This is a genomic window from Cellulomonas algicola, assembly GCF_019024305.1.
Classification (GTDB): domain Bacteria; phylum Actinomycetota; class Actinomycetes; order Actinomycetales; family Cellulomonadaceae; genus Cellulomonas; species Cellulomonas algicola.
This window is the reverse complement of sequence record NZ_JAHKSJ010000012.1, coordinates 1-18,246: the sequence shown is the minus strand read 5'-3', so window position 1 is coordinate 18,246 and position 18,246 is coordinate 1. Positions and strand designations below refer to the sequence as shown.

Sequence of the window (18,246 nt, the reverse complement as noted above, 5' to 3'; positions counted from 1 at the left end):
ACCTGTCCAGGACGACGTCCCACCACGCGTCACCGGCGGCTGCCGACGCGGGACCGTCCGCGGCGCCGCTGTTCGGGTCCGTCCTCGTCGCCAACCGTGGGGAGATCGCCTGCCGCGTGATCGCGACGCTGCGACGCCTCGGCATCCGGTCGGTCGCCGTGTACTCCGACGCCGACCGCGACGCGCGGCACGTCGCGCTCGCGGACACCGCCGTCCGGCTCGGACCCGCGGAGCCGCGTGCCAGCTACCTCGACGTCGACGCCGTCGTGCGGGCAGCGCGCGTCGCCGGTGCCGACGCCGTGCACCCCGGGTACGGGTTCCTGTCCGAGAACGCCGAGCTCGCGCGGGCCTGCACGGACGCCGGGATCGTCTTCGTCGGGCCGGGCGTCCGTGCGCTCGACGTCATGGGCGACAAGATCCGCGCCAAGGACCACGTCGCCGCGGCCGGGGTGCCGGTGATCCCGGGCGCCTCGCTCGCCGGGTCGACGGACGACGACGCGCGCGCGGCCGCCGACCGCGTCGGGTACCCGGTGCTCGTCAAGCCGTCCGCCGGGGGTGGCGGGAAGGGCATGACGGTCGTCGAGCGGGCCGAGGACCTCGTCGACGCGCTCGTCGCGGCCCGCCGTGTCGCCGCCGCGGCGTTCGGCGACGACACGCTGCTGATCGAGCGCCTCGTGACGGCGCCGCGGCACATCGAGGTGCAGGTGCTCGCCGACTCCCACGGGCACGTCGTCCACCTCGGTGAGCGCGAGTGCTCGCTGCAGCGGCGGCACCAGAAGGTCGTCGAGGAGGCACCGTCGCCGCTGCTCGACCAGGCCACGCGCGCCCGGATCGGTGCCGCCGCGTGCGACGTCGCCCGCAGCGTCGACTACGTGGGGGCCGGGACCGTCGAGTTCCTCGTCTCGGACGAGGCGCCCACGGAGTTCTTCTTCATGGAGATGAACACGCGGCTCCAGGTCGAGCACCCCGTCACCGAGCTCGTCACCGGGCTCGACCTCGTGGAGCAGCAGCTGCGCGTCGCCGCGGGCGGGCTGCTGACGTTCGCGCAGGACGACGTCCACCTGTCCGGGCACGCGGTCGAGGCGCGCGTCTATGCCGAGGACCCGTCGCGCGACTTCCTGCCGACCACCGGCACGGTCCTGGTCCTCGACGAGCCGTCCGGCGACGGCGTGCGCGTCGACAGCGCGCTGCGGCCCGGGCTGGAGATCGGCACGACGTACGACCCGATGCTCGCCAAGGTCGTCGCGCACGGCGCGGACCGGGCCGAGGCGCTGCGCCGGCTCGACGCGGCCCTCGCCGGGACCGTCGTGCTGGGCGTCCGCACCAACGTCGGGTTCTTGCGCCGCGTGCTCGCCGACCCCGACGTGCGCGCCGGTCGGCTCGACACCGGCCTCCTCGGACGCCTCCTGCCCGGACCGGTCGACGACGACGAACCTGAGCGGCCCGCGGGCGACGTCCGGCCCGACCTGACGGCCTGCGTCGCCGCTGTCCTGTGGCGGCACGCGGTCGGACGTCAGGCGGCGGACCCGCGCCCGCCCGCCGACGCGGACGAGGCCCGAGCCGCTCGCGGGGGAGCGGCGCGCGCGGCCGGACCCTGGCGGTCGGACGGCTGGCGGCTCGCGGGCGCGGGCGCGCGGACCTACGGCGTGGCGACCGACACCGGCGTCCTCGCCGTGACGGTGGCACCGGCGACATCGCCCGGTGACGGCGACACCGAGGCGTCTCCCTCGCCCGCACGTGTCTCCTTCGTCGCCGACGTCACCGTCGACCTCCGCCCGGGTGCGGCCATGGCCGCGGGCGTGGTCCGCGGCGACGCGACGGACGCCGGCACCGGCGCAGGCGCTGGCGCGGGGACGGGCGCAGATGCGGGCCTGGGCTCGAGTGCTGGCGCAGGCGCGGGCGCAGGTACCGGCTCGGCCGACGGCGGCCCGCCGCGGCAGCGCGTGCGGTGCGTCCGGACCGGCCCCGACGCGGCCGACGTCGAGATCGCCGGCGTCGTGCACCCGGTCCGCGTCGCCGTCGCCGGGGACGTCACCTGGGTCGCCGTCGACGGTGCGACGCACGACGTCCGCGTCCGCAGCCGGGCCGAGCAGCTCGCCGACGCGCGCACGGCAGGCCCGGGCGGCGACGGCCCGAGCGCCCCCGAGGTCCGCGCGCCCATGCCCGGCGTCGTCGTCGCCGTCGACGTCGCGACCGGCGACGAGGTCGTCGCCGGTCAGCCCCTGCTCACGATCGAGGCGATGAAGATGGAGCACCGCCTCGCCGCCCCCCGCGACGGCGTCGTCACCCTCACGGTTCGACCGGCCGACCGGGTGCAGCTCGACCACGTGGTCGCGACCGTCACCCCCCACGAAGGGACCGCACCATGAGCCACGACCTCACCCCCGAGCAGCGCAAGCTTCGCGACGAGGTGCGCGACTTCGCCGACCACGTCGTCGCGCCGGCCGCGTACGAGTACGACACGAAGCGCGAGCTGCCGTACGAGATCCTCGCGCAGATGGGGGAGATGGGGCTGTTCGGCCTGCCCTTCCCGAAGGAGCACGGCGGCCAGGGCCGCGACATGTTCGACCTGTGCCTCGCGGTCGAGGAGCTCGGGCGCGTCGACCAGTCGATCGGCGTGACGCTCGAGGCGGGCGTCGGGCTCGGGGCCATGCCCGTCTACCGGTTCGGGACGGACGCGCAGAAGGAGGAGTGGCTGCCGACGCTCACGTCGGGCCGCGGGCTCGCGGCGTTCGGGCTGACGGAGGCCGACGCCGGGTCGGACGCGGCGGGCACGCGCACGACGGCTCGTCTGGAGGGCGGCGAGTGGGTCATCGACGGCAGCAAGCAGTTCATCACCAACTCCGGCTCCGAGATCACGCGGCTCCTGACGATCACGGCGGTGACGGGCGAGCGCACGCGTGACGACGGCACGACCGCGAAGGAGCTGTCGGCGATCCTCGTCCCCGCCGGCACGCCGGGGCTGACGGTCCTGCCCGCCTACGACAAGGTCGGCTGGCACACGTCGGACACCCACCCGCTGCGGTTCGAGGACCTGCGCGTCCCCGAGGAGAACCTGCTCGGGACGCGCGGGCGCGGGTTCGCGCAGTTCATCCAGGCGCTCGACGAGGGTCGCGTCGCGATCGCGGCGCTCTGCACGGGCGCCGCGCAGGGCTGCCTGGAGGAGGCGATGCGGTACGCCCGCAGCCGGAACGTGTTCGGCCACCCCATCGGCGAGAACCAGCACATCGCGTTCAAGCTCGCCCGCATGGAGGCACGCGTGCACGCCGCACGGCTCGCCTGGTACGAGGCCGCGCGGCTGCTCGTCGCGGGCCAGCCGTTCAAGCTCGAGGCGAGTCTCGCGAAGCTGCTCGGCAGCGAGGCGGCGATGGACAACGCGCGCGACGCGACGCAGATCTTCGGCGGGTACGGCGTCCTCAACGAGAACCCGGTCGCGCGGCACTACCGCGACTCGAAGATCCTGGAGATCGGCGAGGGCACGACGGAGGTGCAGCTCATGGTCATCGCGCGCGAGCTCGGGTTCGCCGGCTCGGGGGTGAGCACGCGGTGACCGACGTCGTGCAGCGGGGGCTGTACTACGACGAGCTCGAACCGGGCACCCGCTACCTGCACCGCCCCGGACGCACCCTGACCGAGGCGGACAACGTGCTGTTCAGCACGCTGACGATGAACACGCAGGCGCTGCACCTCGACGCCGCGTGGTCCGCGGACCAGCCGTTCGGGCAGCGGCTCGTCAACTCGATGATGACGCTCGCGGTGCTCGTCGGGGCGTCCGTCACGCAGCTCACGCAGGGCACGATCGTCGCGAACCTCGGGTTCACCGAGGTCCGGTTCCCGCACCCTCTCTTCCACGGCGACACGCTGTACTCCGAGACCGTCGTCGTCGCGAAGCGGCCCTCGACCTCACGGCCTGGCCAGGGCGTCGTCACCCTCGCGCACACCGGCCGCAACCAGGACGGCGCCGTCGTCGCCGAGGCCACCCGGACCGTCCTGTTCTGGACGAAGGAGGCGGCGCCGTGAACCTCGACCCGGGGCGCGGGGGGACCAGAAGCTTCGCGCTCGGCCCGGCGATCCTGTTCTGCCCCGCGGACCGGCCCGACCGGTACGCCAAGGCCGCCGCGCGGGCCGACGCCGTCATCCTCGACCTCGAGGACGCCGTCCTGCCCGACGCCAAGCCCGGAGCCCGTGACGCGCTGCGCGCGACGCCGCTCGACCCCGAGCGCACGATCGTCCGCGTCAACGCGGCCGGCACCCCCGACCTCGTCGAGGACCTGCACGCGCTCGCGGGCACGCCCTACCGGACGCTCATGCTCGCGAAGACGGCCGACCGCGCCGACGTGCGCGAGGTCGCCGCCTTCGACGTGGTCGCGCTGGTGGAGACCGCCCAGGGCGTCGTCGACGCCGACGCCATCGCGGCCGAGGCGAACGTCGTCGCGCTCATGTGGGGCGCCGAGGACCTTGTCGCGTCGCTCGGCGGCACGTCCACCCGGCGACCCGACGGCACGTACCGGGACGTCGCCCGGCACGCCCGCTCGACCGTCCTGCTCGCCGCGGGCGCGCACGGCAAGGCCGCGATCGACGCGGTGCACGTCGACCTCGACGACCTCGACGGCCTCGCCGCGGAGGCCGCCGACGCCGCCGCGAGCGGCTTCACCGGCACGGCCTGCCTGCACCCGCGGCAGGTCGACGTCGTCCGCGCCGCCTACCGCCCGACCGAGGCGCAGGTCGCGTGGGCGCGTGCGGTGCTCACCGCTGCACAGGGCGAGCGAGGAGCGTTCCGCTGGGAGGGCCGCATGGTCGACGCCCCGGTCCTCCGTCACGCCGAGGACGTCCTGCGCCGCGCGCGCCCGTAGCGTCCGGACACTGATCCAGGCGACGACGGCGGGCACCACGACGGCCGTGCCGGCACGACGACGACGTCGTCCCGCACCGGCGATGGCGCACTGCGGCACCCCGGCGACCGCGACCGCGATCACCACCCGCGCCGCCCCGGCGCGCAGCAGACCGACACCGTCGGGCGCGGTCTCATGCGCCGTCGACGGGCTTCGCGGACGCGCCGAGCACGGTCACGCTGCCCGACGACGACACCGCGACCGCGACGATGACGACGGCCCGCACCCGGAGCGCGGTGCGCCACCCGGGCTGGCCGACCAGGTCCGCGACCACGGGGTCGACGAACCGCAGGGGATCGTCCGCCGACATCGAGGAGATCGTGACGTCGGCGTCCAGGGAGAGCACCGCGACGCTGCCGCCCTCCACGGCGAACGTGCGAGAGGCGCCGCCTGGACCGAACGGATCGGCCCGGTCTCCCCACGGGTCGACGGTGACCGACTGCACGACCGCGCCGAGATCCCCGAGCAGAAGGTCGCTGCGCACGTCGTCGAGCGCCCCGAGCTCCGCGATCGGGCCGGTCTCGCCGGTCCGGACGTAGTGCTGCACCGCCGCGAGACCGTCCTGCGCGCGGGCCAGGTCGGCCTCCTGCGGCGCGTGCGGCGCGTCCTGGTCGCCCCGGTGCAGGACGGTGCCCTCCGTGACGGTCGTCTCCGCCAGGACGTGCCAGCCGTCGAGGACGTCGCGCCGCTCGGACAGCCGCAGCAGCGGCGGCGCAGTGGCGTCACCCTCCTTGCGCGTGACCTCGACGTGGAACAGCGGGTAGCGCGCGAACGAGGGGTTGAGCTCCTCGAGCGTCGTCAGCCCGTACGTCGAGCCGTCGACGGGCGTGCCGTCCTGTGCCGCACGCGCGAGCTCCACGCGTGTCTCGAACTGCTGCGCCTCGAGCTCCGGGCCGCTGAGCACCGCCGCCCACGCGGCAGGATCGCCCGCGGCAGCCGCCGCCGCGGCCACGCTGTACGGGTGCGGGCTCGGGTCGGGTGCGTCGCGTTCGGTGTCCGTCACTGCGAGCCGCTCGGGCTCGGACGGACGGATCGCGACGCCTGGTCGTGCGACGCAGCCGGTCACGCTCATGGCGGTCGCGACCGCGACGACCGAGGCGAGACCGGTGACCCGTGACCGCCTCGCGACGTGCGCCGCGGCCGCGATGCGCGAGCGTCCGACGACGCCCCGACCACTCGCGCTGACCTCGTCCGACCCCACCCCGCCCGGCGAGCCCTGCGGACCTCGACGGCGCAGCAGGAAGATCCCGACCGCGACGAGGGCCCCTCCCGTGACGGCCGTCGCGGTGGCGACGAGGAAGGCCGACGCCACCTCCACGCCCACGACGACGTCGAGACGGGCCCCGGGTTCGGCCGCGACCGCGGTGACCGCCACCGGGTCGTCGGTCAGCACGACGTCCAGCTCCCGGGTGCCGGCCCCGCGGTCGTCGGCTGCCCAGAAGGTCGCGGAGGTGAGGTCGCCAGGTGCGTCGTCCATGCGTCCGCGCACCTCACCCGCCGGTCGGCCGTCGGTACCGGCACGGAGAACCACGAAGCGTCGGGTCGTCGAGACGTAGGAGGCGACGTCGACCGGGTGCGCCGCGCCCACGAGGACGTCGCCGCGGTCGGCGTGCGCCTCGACGTGCAAGGTCACCCCGCTGAGCGGGACGAGGTCGTGCGGCACGACGACGGCGCGGACGCCTGCGGGCGCCGCGAGCGGGCGGAGGTCGGCACGGTCGTCCGGTCCGACGACGGCAGCGGCCGCCGTCCCCAGCAGGAGCGGAACCGTCCCGAGGACGAGGCAGAGCAGAGCGATGACACGGCGCATTCGGGCCCCCTTGGAGTGATCGGGGCCAAAGGTAGGGAGCCCGGCGACGGGCCCGTCAGGTTCATCCACAGGCCCCGTCGAGAGCGGGCCGTCGCGCCCGAGACCGGGCCGCGCCGACGCGCGTGCCGGACGTGCTGCAGGTGCCGTCCACCACGCCTACCGTCGGAGAACCCGTGGGGCAGCGGCGGGGGTGAGCACGGACCCGGGGGAGGACCCCATGAGCACCACCGACGAGCAGGGCGACGCAGGACGCGACGACGAGACGCAGGAGCTGGCCGAGGGCGGCGGCGTGGGCGTCGGCTCGGGAGAGCCGAACACGTTCGAGCCCGAGGAGGACCCGGAGGCCCCGGCGGCCGGACCGACCGACTGACAGTCGACGGTCCGCGCGCGCCAACGCCGCACGGACGACGTCGAGACCGACATGGATGCTGTGCGGAGGCCGTGGACGGCAGCCATGTCGGTATCGACCGACGCCCACGAGCGCGACGCCGCCCACGCGCGCCGCGGTCAGCAGGTTCTCAGCACGTAGCCGTCGTCCTCGGGGGTGCGCAGCTCGACGTCGCGCAGGATCGTGGAGACCGGCTGCCGGGGGTCGGCGCACGCGGCCGTCCACGCGTCGACGTCGTACTCCACGTCGATCACCGCCGCGCCGTACACGTCGGTGTAGGCCGCGCACTCGTCGTACCGGCGGCACTCCTCGGCGACCGCGAAGTCGAACCCGGCCTCGTCGCGTCCGCGCGCTCCGAGCTCGGGCGCGTTCTTCTGACCCACCGCGAGTCCCGCGGCGTGCCCGACGATCACCAGACGGGCCGCGAGGTCGAGCGCCCCGTCCATCGTCAGCCGGCCGTCCGAACGGGTCCACGAGTCCAGGTTGTCCAGCTCGACCGCGTCGAAGCCGCGCTGCGCGCACGCGGTCACCTGCGCGCCGACCACCTCCGCGATCGCAGCCCTCTTGGCGGCCGTCGACGTGTCCAGCAGCAGCTCGTCCGGCCAGCCCGGGTCGACGACGGGGTCGCCCGCCGCGTCCTGCAGCACGAGGTCGGGGTGCTGCCCGAGCCACGTGTCGCGTGCGTCGGGCTGGGTCTGGAAGCCGTTGACGTAGCAGCCCGACCACAGCCCCGGCGCGGGGGTGTCGGTCACGTCCCGCACCACCCCGCCGATCCCTGCGGGGGGCGCGTAGCCGCCGCCGAGCTGGTAGTCGACGACCACGCCCGCGGGCGGTCCCGGACGGGGAGCCGTCGCCGGCGGTGCCGCGTCGCTCGGCAGCGGTGCGGCGGAGACCTGCGGGACCGCGGCGGGTGACCGGGTCGTGTCCGAGGGGTCGAGCGCAGGGCCGCGGCTCGCGGGCTCACCGGTGCACGCCGACGTCAGCGTCAGCGCGACCGCCACCAGGACGGCCTTCGCGCGTCCGCTGCCTCGTCTCACCCTCGACGCCCCGCCTCTCCCGCGCGCCGCCTGTCGGTGGGACCCCTGCGACGTCCGTCTGCTCGCCGGTGCACTCTACGGGCGGCCCGGCCTCAGGTCGGGTCTAGGCGGACGCGGTCCCGTCGCGTGCGGGCACGTCGCGGCGGGCCGGGCCGTCGTACCGGCTCAGCGGGCGGATGAGGGAGTTCGACGCGAGCTGCTCCATGACGTGCGCGGTCCACCCGACGACGCGCGCGGCGGCGAACAGCGGCGTGAACGTGGGGGTGTCGAACCCCATGAGGTGGTAGGCCGGGCCGGTGGGGTAGTCGAGGTTCGGCAGGATGCCGGTGCGCGCCGTCATGGCGTCCTCGAGCGCGACGTACAGGTCGAGCAGGTCCTGCCGGTCGTAGTGCGCGACGAGCTGCTCGAGCCAGCGCCGCATGGTGGGGACGCGGGAGTCGCCGTGCTTGTAGACGCGGTGCCCGAACCCCATGACCTTGCGCTTGGCGGCCATCTCCTCGTCGAGCCACGACGCGGCGCGTGACGCGGAGCCGATCTCGGCGAACGTCGCCATGACGGCCTCGTTCGCGCCGCCGTGCAGCGGGCCCTTGAGCGCGCCGACGGCGCCCGTGACGGCGGAGTGCAGGTCGGACAGGGTCGAGGCGATGACGCGCGCGGTGAACGTGGACGCGTTGAAGGAGTGCTCGGCGTAGAGGACGAGCGACACCTCGAACGCCTTGACGACGACGGGGTCGGGGACCTCGCCGAACGTCATCCAGAAGATGTTCTGGGCGAAGGGCAGGTCGTCGCGCGCGGGGATCGGCTCCTGGCCGCGGCGCCGGCGCTGGTCGATCGCGACGACCGCGGGCAGCTGCGCGAGCAGCTGGACCGACTTGGCGAGGTTCGCCTCGGGCGACGGGTCCTCGGCGCGCGGGTGGTGCGCGCCGATGACGCTCACGGCGGTGCGGACGACGTCCATCGGGTGGCACGTCGTGGGCAGCGCGAGCACGGCCTCGACGACGGGCTCGGGGAGCGTGCGCTGCGACCGGCCGCGGCCCTGGAAGGCGGCGAGCTCGTCGGCGTTCGGGAGCTCGCCGTGCCAGAGCAGGTAGGCGACCTCCTCGAAGAGGCAGCGTTCGGCGAGCTGGTCGACGGGGTAGCCGCGGTACAGCAGCGAGTTGCTGTCGGGGTCGACGGACGAGATCGCGGTCGTGTCCACGACCACGCCCGCGAGCCCCTTGTGGATCTCGGTCATGCACAGCCTCCATCGCCGTTGACGGAAATTGCACGGACGCCCGGTGCGCGGGCGCTACAGCCTGAAGTTGAACACGCCCTCGTCGAACCGGTTGTACGAGGAGTAGTCGAGCAGGTCGTACAGCTCGGCCCGCGTCTGCATGCGGTCGAGCACCCCTTCCTGCGTGCCGGTCGCGAGGATCTCGTCGAGGCCGGCGACCGCGGCGCCCATCGCGAGCCGCAGCAGCGTGACGGGGTAGATGACGATGTTCATGCCGAGGTCGTCGAGCTCGTGGGCGGTGAGCAGCTTCCCCTTGCCGAACTCGGTCATGTTGGCGAGCAGCGGGACGTCGAGCGCGTCGCGGAACGCCGCGAACTCGTCGGGGCTCGTGAGCGCCTCGGGGAAGACCGCGTCGGCACCGGCGTCGACGAGCGCGTGCGCGCGGTCGATCGCGGCGTCCAGCCCGGCGACGGCACGTGCGTCGGTGCGGGCGACCACGAGGAAGTTCGGGTCGCGACGGCCGTCGACCGCGGCGCGGATGCGGCGCAGCGCGGTCTCCTCGTCGACGACGTCCTTGCCGTCGAGGTGCCCGCACCGCTTGGGGTTGACCTGGTCCTCGATGTGGCAGCCGGCGAGGCCCGCGTCCTCCAGGCCCTGGACCGTGCGCGCGACGTTCATCGGCTCGCCGAAGCCCGTGTCGGCGTCGACGAGCGACGGCAGGTTGCTCTGCCGCGCGATCTGACCCGCCCGCAGCGTCACCTCGCTCGCCGTCGTCAGGCCGATGTCCGGCAGCCCCAGGTCCGCCGAGATCACGGCTCCGGACACGTAGACCCCGTCGAACCCCTTGGACTCGATGAGCCGGGCCGACAGCGGGTTGAACGCTCCCGGCAGACGCAGCAGCCGCCCCGACCCGAGGGCCTCGCGCAGGGCGACGCGCTTCTCCGCCGCGGTCGTCGTCGCGTACAGCATCAGAAGAGTCCTCCCGGGGAACGGACGGCGTCGAGGACCGCGGCGGGTGCGACGAGCGTGAGGCCCGCGAGCTCGTCGGGCCCCAGGGACGGCAGGCGCTGCGCGACGTCGAGGAACCGTTCCACCTCGGCCTCGCCCAGCACGTCGGTCGCGAGCGTGCGGAACTTCTCGACGTACTGCGGGCGTGCGAACGGGCGCGCGCCGAGCGGGTGCGCGTCGGCGACGGCGATCTCCTCGACGACCACCTCGCCGCTGGTCGTCGTGATCTCCAGACGCCCGCCGAACGCCTTCTGCGCGGGGTCGGTCGAGTGGTAGCGCGCCGTCCACGCGGGGTCCTCGGTCGTCGTGATCTTGCGCCACAGCTCCACGGTGTCCGGGCGGGCCGCGCGCGACGGCGCGTACGAGTCGACGTGGTGCCAGCGCCCGTCCTGCAGCGCCACCGCGACGATGTACGGGATCGAGTGGTCCAGCGTCTCGCGCGACGCGGTCGGGTCGTACTTCTGCGGGTCGTTCGCGCCGGACCCGATGACGTGGTGGGTGTGGTGCGAGGTGTGGAGCACGATCGACGCGACGTTCGCCGGGTCCGCCAGGTCGGGGCGCTCCCGGTGCAGCCGGCGGGCCAGGTCGATGAGCGCCTGCGACTGGTACTCCGCCGAGTGCTCCTTGGTGTACGTGTCGAGGATCGCCGTCTTCGGCTCGCCCGGGCCCGGCAGCGGCACGTCATACGACGCGTCCGGACCGTCGAGCATCCATGCGACGACGCCGTCCTCGCCCTCGTAGATCGGGCTCGGCGCGCCCTCGCCGCGCATCGCCCGGTCGACGGCCTCGATCGCGACCTTGCCCGCGAACGCGGGCGCGTACGCCTTCCACGACGAGATCTCGCCCTTGCGGGACTGCCGCGTCGCGGTCGTCGTGTGCAGCGCCTGCCCGACGGCCTGGAACGTGACGTCGGGCGCGAGGCCCAGCAGCGTGCCGAGGCCAGCGGCCACCGACGGGCCGAGGTGCGCGACGTGGTCGATCTTGTGCGCGTGCAGGCTGATCGCCCGCACCAGGTCCACCTGGATCTCGTACCCCGTGGCGATCGCGCGCACGAGGTCCGCGCCGGACCGGCCGACGTGCTGCGCGACCGCGACGAGCGGCGGGATGTTGTCGGCCGGGTGCGAGTAGTCCGCCGCCAGGAACGTGTCGTGGTAGTCGAGCTCGCGCACCGCGACACCGTTGGCCCACGCGGCCCACTCCGGGGAGACGCGCACGTCGGGCGCCAGGCCGGAGACGGTCGACCCGTGCCGCGCCGACGACGCGGCGTGCGGGTGCGCGACGGCCTGCGCGCGCGCGGCGACGACGGGCGAGCGGGTGAGGGACGCGGCGGTCACGGCGGCGTTGTCGATCACGCGGTTGACGACCATGTCGACGACGTCGTCGGGCACCGGGACCGGGTCTGCGGCGACCTCCGCGATCGCCCACGCGAGCTGGTCGGTGCGCGCCAGGCGGTCGGCGCTCGGGTGCACGCGCAGGTGGTGTGTGCGGGGCAACGTGCCTCCGTCCCTCGTCGGGCGTGCCGCGGCCCGTAGGCCACGACGACGCCGACCGCTGCGGTGCGGTCGGCCACGACGAGGCTATCCGGCGGGACGGCGCACGGCCCGCTGCCGACCCGGAGCGACCCGTCGTCCGGGTGACGTCGACCCGGGCCCGGCCACGCTGTCGGACGCGCGACCTAGACTCCGCGCCGTGCCCACCCGAGCGTTCGCGACCGCCTCCCACCTGGGCGAGGACGGGCTGACGCTCGGTCTCGCGCCCGCGCTCACACCCGCCGGCGTCGTCGACGACCCGAGCTTCTTCCACGGCTTCGCGACGCACCCGCAGGTGCTCGCGCGCGGGCTCCTCACGCTCGCCGACGTCACCGCGACCCGGTACTTCCAGTACACGCCGTCGACGCTGCGCGACCCGGTGCTCACGGCCCACGGCGACCGCCTGCGCGCCGAGTGCTTCTCGGCGTGCAACAGCGTCTACGCGCGCCTCGACCTGCTGCCCGACGGGTTCGACTCCGGGGAGGTCGGCCACGGCACGACGAACGTCGACATCGGGCTCGAGACGCGCACCGCCCTGTCGCGCGTCGGCCGCGGGCGCCTGCTGCACCTCGACGTCGGGCGCGACGGGCTCACCGTGTCGAGCCCCGAGGCGACCGCCGTCGAGCGGCCGGTCGAGATGCCCGGGCGGTGGGTGCGCGCGTTCGGGAACGTGGCCGAGCTGCACCACGGTGTGCCGCACGCGTTCGCCGTCGGCGCAGTGCCCGCGCGGGCGTTCGTCGCGGCCCTCCCCGCGGCGACCAGCGCGGCGCGCACGGGCTGGCTCGTCGCCGACCGGGCCGGCGTGCGGGTGTCCGCGCGGCCCGTGCACGGCGGCGTGCTCGTGTCCGGGCTGCACCGGCTGAGCGCCGTCAAGCGGCTCCTGCCGCACGTCACGGGCATGACTGTGCACGGCGACGCGGATCCTGGGCCGGTCGTCGTGGCGTTCGACGTGCCCGGCGCACGCCTCGTGCTCGGGCTGACCGACGAGGCGTGGCGCGGGCACTCGGGCGAGGGGTCGCTGCTCACCGCGCTCGCGGGGGAGACGGTCGCCGAGGACGCGGACCTCGTGAGCGCGCTGCTCGCGTTCGAGCCGGTGATCGAGATCCCGCGGCTGGCCCGCGAGGCCAGGCTCGCCGAGCCGCGCGTCCGCGCCGCGCTCGCCGTGCTGGCCGCCGACGGGCGCGTCGGGTGGGACACGCACGACGAGGCGTGGTTCCACCGCGAGCTCCCGCACGACCCCGACCGCGTCGAGAAGGACAACCCGCGGCTCGTCGCGGCACGCCGCCTGGTCGCCGACGGCGGCGTCGCGCCCGCCGCCGACGGGTGGACGGTGCGCAGCCGGAGCGGCGGTCCGGACCACCGCGTCGCCGTCGGCGGCCGGTGCACCTGCCCCTGGTTCCTCGCGCACGGCACCGGCCGCGGGCCGTGCGCGCACGTCCTCGCCGTCCAGATCGCCTCGGAGGCCCCCGCATGACGCTCACGACCCGCCAGGCCGCCGCGATCGAGGTCTTCCGCTCGCTCGGGTGGGCGACCGCGTCCGTCGAGGACGTCGAGCAGCTGCCGCTCGGGACCCCGGAGGAGCAGCGCGTGGCGCGCGACGGGCTCGCGTCGGGCGAGTGGGGCGAGTTCGGGCGGACGAGCGAGAACACCTGGGGCTGGATCCCCTGGACGGACGTCGACCAGGGGATGCTCCGCCTGTTCGCGGTGCGCGTCGGCGTCGACGCACGCCGGGCCGCCCGGCTGCTGGTCTCGGCGCCCGGCGGGGACGAGCTGCTGACGCGTCTGGTGTCGGCGCGGGGCGACGCGTACGCGGCGCGGTTCGTCGAGGCGGCCGACCGCGCGGGCCGTGCGTGGGAGCACAGCACGAGCGCGCTCGGCGGGGTCACCGTGCGGCTCGTCGACCGGAACGACCTGCCCGTGCCGCACAGCGTCGAGTACCTCAAGGACTGGGCGGTGCACGCGTCGATCGTGCTCACCGGCGTCGGTGAGCTGGTCCGCGCGGAGCGTGAGCCGTGCGGCGCGGACGTGGTCGAGCGGCGGTTCGCCGAGCACGTGCGCGCCGCCGTGGCCGTCGGGGTGCCGGCGACGGGCCCGTTCGGCGGCGTGCCCGCGGCGGGGGTCGCGCGCGGGTGGCTCGACCGCGCGGAGGCCGTCGAGCTCGTGCTGACGGCGCTCGACGCCGCGCAGCGTCCGGGGGACCGCAAGGCGTGGACGCAGGTGCTGACGGGGCCGCTCGCGCTGACCGACGACGAGCTCGTGGCGCACGCCGACGTGCTGGTCGGGGTGCTCGCGCGCGGCGACGGACCGGTGGTCGAGGCGTTCGCGCCGCGGCTGATCGCGCGCGCCGGCGACGACGTGCTCGGCGACGTCCTCGCCGTCACGCTGCCCGTGCGGACGAAGAAGGTGGTGCTCGCGCTCCTCACGGCCGCGGCCGCGCGACCGCGACCCGGCGGCGACGTCGTCGAGGGCGTCGCGCCGCTCGTCCGGCAGCATGTCGCGGGGAACGACCGCCCCCTCGCCCGCGCGGCCCAGGCGCTCGCCGACGCGTGGGGGATCGCGGACGGGCCGGCCGAGCCCGAGGACGACGCTCCCTCGATCGGGCTCTGGCAGGCGACGCCGCCCGTGTGGGAGGTGCCGAGGTTCGCGGTCGGCGAGGCCTCGGCCGCGGCGCTCACCGACGCGGCGGCGGCGCTCACGGGCCGTCCCGAGGGTGTCGTGGACCTCGAGGTCGAGCGGCTCCTCGCGCTCGCCACCGCCGTCGCGGCGACCGACCGCGAGGCCGCGCGCTCGGCGCTCGGCGGAGTCAGGCCGTCGTGGGTGGGCGGGCTGCGCTGCGTCCCCGCGTGGGTGCGCGGCGAGGACTCCGACCTGCTCGACCGCCGTGGCGGGTCGGACGGCTGGGGGAGGGTCGTCTGGGACCCGTGCGACGCGCGCGAGGCGTCCGTGGTGCGCCGGCTCGGCGAGGTCCCGGTGCTGCTCTCGACACCGACGTGGGTGGACCTGCGCATCGACCCGTCGGACCTGGTCGACCGCCTCACCACCTACGCGGCCGTGGGTGCGGTGGCGAGCGAGGCCGACCTCTTCCTCGCCCTCACGCGGACGGACGGTGCGCTCGTCACCGACGACGTGCTCGCCGCGCTCGAGACACTCCCGGTGCCGGTCGTGCTCCAGGACGGCAAGCCCGCGGCGTTCACGGCGGGACCCGCCGCGCGCGCCTACCTGACCGACCCGGTGCGCGAGCCGGCGCTCGCGGTCGAGGGCTCGTGGCGGCACTGGGCGCCGCAGCCGCTCGCGCTGCCGGAGTCGTTGCGCGCCTTCCCGCCCCGGCTCCGCGACGCGAGCTCCTACGACCGCGTCGGTCCCGAGGTCTTCCCCGCCTGGGGCGACGCCGCGGCGACCGGGCTGTCGTCGTCCGAGTCGGCCGACGTCGGGCTGCGGCTGCGGCAGGCCGCCCGACGTGCCACCCCGTTGACGCCGGGCCTGGCCGTGAACCTCGTCGGCGCACAGCGAGGCTTCCACGCGGAGGCGACGGCCGACGGCTCAGCGGCCGTGCGGGAGGCGTGGGAGCGCGGGCTGCTGCGCCCCGGCGTCGCGGACGTGCGGCTGCTGGACTGGACCGAGACGCCGTCGAACCTGGCGGCCCTGGCGCGCGCGTGCGCCGAGCTCGCCGGCGAAGGCCTGCTGAGCGTCGTGTGGCCGGTCCTCGACGACGTGCTGGCCGTGTCGCTGCGGTCGTCGCGGCTGCTCGTGGGCACGTCCGAGGTCGCCGGGACGATGCGCGCGCTCGCGCCGGCGGTGCTCGCGGCCGTCGCGCGCGGGGACGCCGACGCCACGGTGCTCGGCGTGCCGGGCACCCGCGCGCTCGCGGCCCGGTCGGGGTCCTCCCGGGCGGTGGTCGCCGCGCGCGCCGTCGTGGACCTCCTGCCGGCGCCGGCGAGCGTCGAGGGGACGACCGGTCCCGCCGAGCTGGTCGTGCTCGACGAGCCGCCGGGCCGGGCGTTCGACGAGGTGTGGGCCCCCGGGGCAGGGACGCTCCTTGCCGTGGTCGACGGTGCGACGCTCACGACGACGTGGGTCGCGCGGACTGGGTCCAGCCGGATGCTCGCGGTCGACATCGACCTGCCGGGCGACCCCGCCGGGCCGTACCGCGTCGCGAAGACCTGGTTCTACGACCTCGAGCGCGAGGGGCAGTGCGCAGCGGTGTCGGCCGCCGGGCAGGCGTCAGCGTCGGGGTCGGGCACGCACGACGCGTGGCTGCACTGGGACGAGTCCGCGGGACGGCTCGTCGCGATGCCGCACCGCGACTGGCTGGCAGGGCGCGACCGGCCCGTGGAGCGCGGGGGCGCGCCGGTGCCGCCTCTGACGACGTCGATGGTCGCCGTGGTGCTCGCGTCGATGTGCCACGACGACCCGCCGCGGTACCACGTCCGGGAGATCGTCGGCGAGGGTGTCGTCGGCTCCGCCGCGGTGACGGTCGCGATGCGGGCGCTCCTGCCGCATGCCGACTTCAGCCCCGCGCGCGTCGTCCGGCTGATGGAAGACGATCCGACGACGCTCCCCGTGCTGTGGCCTGTGCTGGTCGAGTCGGTCCGCTACGCGGCGTCGGTCGAGGCGCCTCCCCCTCGGTGGCTGAACCGGGTCCTGGACGTGGCGCTCGTGCACGCCGCGCACCTGCGGGAGGCCGCGCGTCGTGGGCTGCTGCCTGCGGAGGCGGCGGCCTGGCCGGGCCTGGCGGACGTCGCCGCCCGCAGGGGTGGGGCCGCGCCGGGCAAGGCGCGCGACCTGCTCGCGCGCGTGCTGCCCGCCTGACGCGACGCCCGGCGCCGGCGCGACCTCCGCCGCTCGACGGCACGGTGCCGGCGTCGGACTCGACGCTGCGCTCTCCGCGTCGGCGGTCGTGGTCCGGCGCCCCGCCGGCCGCGCCACCCGACGTGCAGCGGATGCGCGACGGATAGATCCGGCCCAGCATGGGCGCTTCGGGTCCGAGGACGGGCCCGGCTCATCCGAGGACGACGAGGTTCGAGGGGGCACCATGCGCACGCACGCACGACGGTGGATGGCGACAGGCGGGGCGGCCGCGATCGCGGCGGGCCTGACGACCGGGGGGCTCGTCACGAGCGGCCTCACGACGGGCGACCAGGACGTCACGGGCGGTGATCGCGGCGGCTCCTCCCGCACGGCGAAGAACGTCGTGCTGATCGTCGGCGACGGCCTCAGCATCGCGGCGCGCGAGGCGATCCGGCTCAGCACGGTCGGCAAGGACGGCGAGACCGCGATGGACTCGCTGCGCTACGCGGGGTGGACGCACACGGACTCGCTGGACCCCGACGAGGCGGTCACGGACTCGGCCGCCGCGGCGAGCGCGTTCGCGACCGGCGTCCGCACGTACAACGGCGCGGTCAGCGTCGACGTGGACGGCAACCCCGTCCGCACCCTGCTCGAGCACGCCAAGTCGCTGCGGAAGTCGACGGGCGTCGTCACGACCGCCCAGGTCACCGACGCGACGCCCGCCGCGTTCGGCGCGCACGTCCCGGACCGCGGCGACCAGACCGAGATCGCCCGGCAGCTGATCGAGGAGTCGCGGCCCGACGTCATCCTCGGCGGGGGCGAGGACTGGTGGTACCCCGCGGGCGACGAGGGCGCGTACCCCGACGACCCCGCCGACCCGCGGCCCGAGGTGAGCCGCAGCGACCAGGGCAACCTCGTCGAGCGCGCGCAGGCGTCGGGCTACGCGTACGTGACGACCGCCGACGAGCTCGCCGCGACGCGCGCCCCGCGGATCCTCGGGCTGTTCGCCAACGAGGAGATGTTCGAGCAGGCGCCCGAGGGGCAGGGCGACGAGTACGCCCCCGTCGTGCCGCTCGTCGACATGACCCGCAAGGCGCTCGACGTGCTCTCGCGCGACCGGCAGGGCTTCTTCCTCATGGTCGAGGAGGAGGGCGTCGACGAGATGTCGCACGCCAACAACGCGGGCCTCACGCTCGAGGCCGGGCAGGCGCTCGACGAGACGGTCGCGGTCGTGCACGCGTTCGCGAAGCGGCACCCGGGCACGCTCGTCGTGGTCGTCGGCGACCACGAGACCGGCGGGCTGGCCATCGAGAACGTCGACGCGGACGACGAGAGCGGCGACCCCGCGAGCACGTCGGCCGAGGTGCTGCAGAGCCTCGAGGACGGGCCATTCCCCGTCGCCGGGACGGACCTGCAGTTCACGGTCGACTGGACGACGAGCGGTCACACCGGTGGCGCGACGCCGCTGACGGCGGAGGGACCGAGCGCCGAGCGGCTCGCACGGTCGCAGCCGAACACCGACGTCTTCGTCGTCCTGCGCGACGCGATGGGCGGCCGGCGGTAGGGGCTGACCCCCTCGGCCGC

The 18,246-nt window shown here is 75.4% G+C and carries 13 protein-coding genes; 8 read left to right on the top strand and 5 right to left on the bottom strand.

What is annotated here, in order from left to right; genetic code table 11:
* The first annotated feature begins 2 nt into the window (after positions 1-2).
* Genes KOV94_RS10435 through KOV94_RS10420 form a run of 4 tightly spaced genes read left to right on the top strand, consistent with a single transcriptional unit; the run spans position 3 to position 4,853 of the window.
* Positions 3-2,369, top strand: coding sequence for an ATP-binding protein (locus KOV94_RS10435; RefSeq protein ID WP_218052009.1), 2,367 nt, complete (start codon positions 3-5; stop codon positions 2,367-2,369).
* A complete protein-coding gene (locus tag KOV94_RS10430) occupies positions 2,366-3,550 on the top strand; it encodes an acyl-CoA dehydrogenase family protein (RefSeq protein ID WP_124343023.1) in 1,185 nt (394 codons plus the stop codon). Before KOV94_RS10435 ends, KOV94_RS10430 begins: the two co-directional genes overlap by 4 nt.
* Entirely contained in the window at positions 3,547-4,020 is a 474-nt protein-coding gene (locus tag KOV94_RS10425; RefSeq protein ID WP_124343024.1) for a MaoC family dehydratase, read from the top strand. The genes KOV94_RS10430 and KOV94_RS10425 overlap by 4 nt, the downstream gene beginning before the upstream one ends.
* Positions 4,017-4,853, top strand: coding sequence for an HpcH/HpaI aldolase/citrate lyase family protein (locus KOV94_RS10420; protein ID WP_218051986.1), 837 nt, complete (start codon positions 4,017-4,019; stop codon positions 4,851-4,853). Before KOV94_RS10425 ends, KOV94_RS10420 begins: the two co-directional genes overlap by 4 nt.
* A gap of 172 nt (positions 4,854-5,025) precedes the next feature.
* On the opposite strand, the gene KOV94_RS10415 is transcribed toward KOV94_RS10420, so the two are convergent.
* Positions 5,026-6,699: a hypothetical protein gene (locus KOV94_RS10415; protein ID WP_218051985.1), complete on the bottom strand. Its 1,674-nt coding sequence runs from the start codon at positions 6,697-6,699 to the stop codon at positions 5,026-5,028.
* Positions 6,700-6,916: 217 nt separating this feature from the next.
* Between KOV94_RS10415 and KOV94_RS10410 the strand changes: the two genes are divergently transcribed.
* Positions 6,917-7,069, top strand: a complete 153-nt coding sequence (locus tag KOV94_RS10410) for a hypothetical protein (protein ID WP_200829714.1) — start codon at positions 6,917-6,919, stop codon at positions 7,067-7,069.
* A 137-nt stretch (positions 7,070-7,206) separates the two neighbouring features.
* On the opposite strand, the gene KOV94_RS10405 is transcribed toward KOV94_RS10410, so the two are convergent.
* The 4 genes from KOV94_RS10405 to KOV94_RS10390 form a co-directional block, all read right to left on the bottom strand.
* Complete coding sequence (locus KOV94_RS10405; protein ID WP_308160482.1) at positions 7,207-8,088, bottom strand: endo alpha-1,4 polygalactosaminidase; 882 nt, start codon at positions 8,086-8,088, stop codon at positions 7,207-7,209.
* Between the two features lie 139 nt (positions 8,089-8,227).
* The gene (locus tag KOV94_RS10400) at positions 8,228-9,358 is read right to left on the bottom strand and encodes a bifunctional 2-methylcitrate synthase/citrate synthase (protein WP_218051984.1); all 1,131 of its coding nucleotides are present in this window, start codon (positions 9,356-9,358) and stop codon (positions 8,228-8,230) included.
* Between the two features lie 54 nt (positions 9,359-9,412).
* Positions 9,413-10,306, bottom strand: a complete 894-nt coding sequence (gene prpB, locus KOV94_RS10395; protein WP_218051983.1) for a methylisocitrate lyase — start codon at positions 10,304-10,306, stop codon at positions 9,413-9,415.
* On the bottom strand, positions 10,306-11,838 hold the full coding sequence (locus KOV94_RS10390) for an MmgE/PrpD family protein (RefSeq protein WP_218051982.1): 1,533 nt from the start codon (positions 11,836-11,838) through the stop codon (positions 10,306-10,308). The genes prpB and KOV94_RS10390 overlap by 1 nt, the downstream gene beginning before the upstream one ends.
* Positions 11,839-12,034: 196 nt before the next feature.
* Here KOV94_RS10390 and KOV94_RS10385 point away from each other — a divergent pair, with 196 nt between their 5' ends.
* The 3 genes from KOV94_RS10385 (at position 12,035) to KOV94_RS10375 (ending at position 18,226) form a co-directional block, all read left to right on the top strand.
* The gene (locus KOV94_RS10385) at positions 12,035-13,348 is read left to right on the top strand and encodes an SWIM zinc finger family protein (protein ID WP_218051981.1); all 1,314 of its coding nucleotides are present in this window, start codon (positions 12,035-12,037) and stop codon (positions 13,346-13,348) included.
* Positions 13,345-16,683, top strand: a complete 3,339-nt coding sequence (locus KOV94_RS10380) for a hypothetical protein (RefSeq protein WP_218051980.1) — start codon at positions 13,345-13,347, stop codon at positions 16,681-16,683. Before KOV94_RS10385 ends, KOV94_RS10380 begins: the two co-directional genes overlap by 4 nt.
* 223 nt (positions 16,684-16,906) lie before the next feature.
* Positions 16,907-18,226 carry an alkaline phosphatase gene (locus KOV94_RS10375; protein WP_225916479.1) on the top strand — a complete coding sequence of 440 codons (1,320 nt, stop codon included), beginning with the start codon at positions 16,907-16,909 and terminating at the stop codon, positions 18,224-18,226.
* The last annotated feature ends 20 nt before the right edge of the window (positions 18,227-18,246 follow it).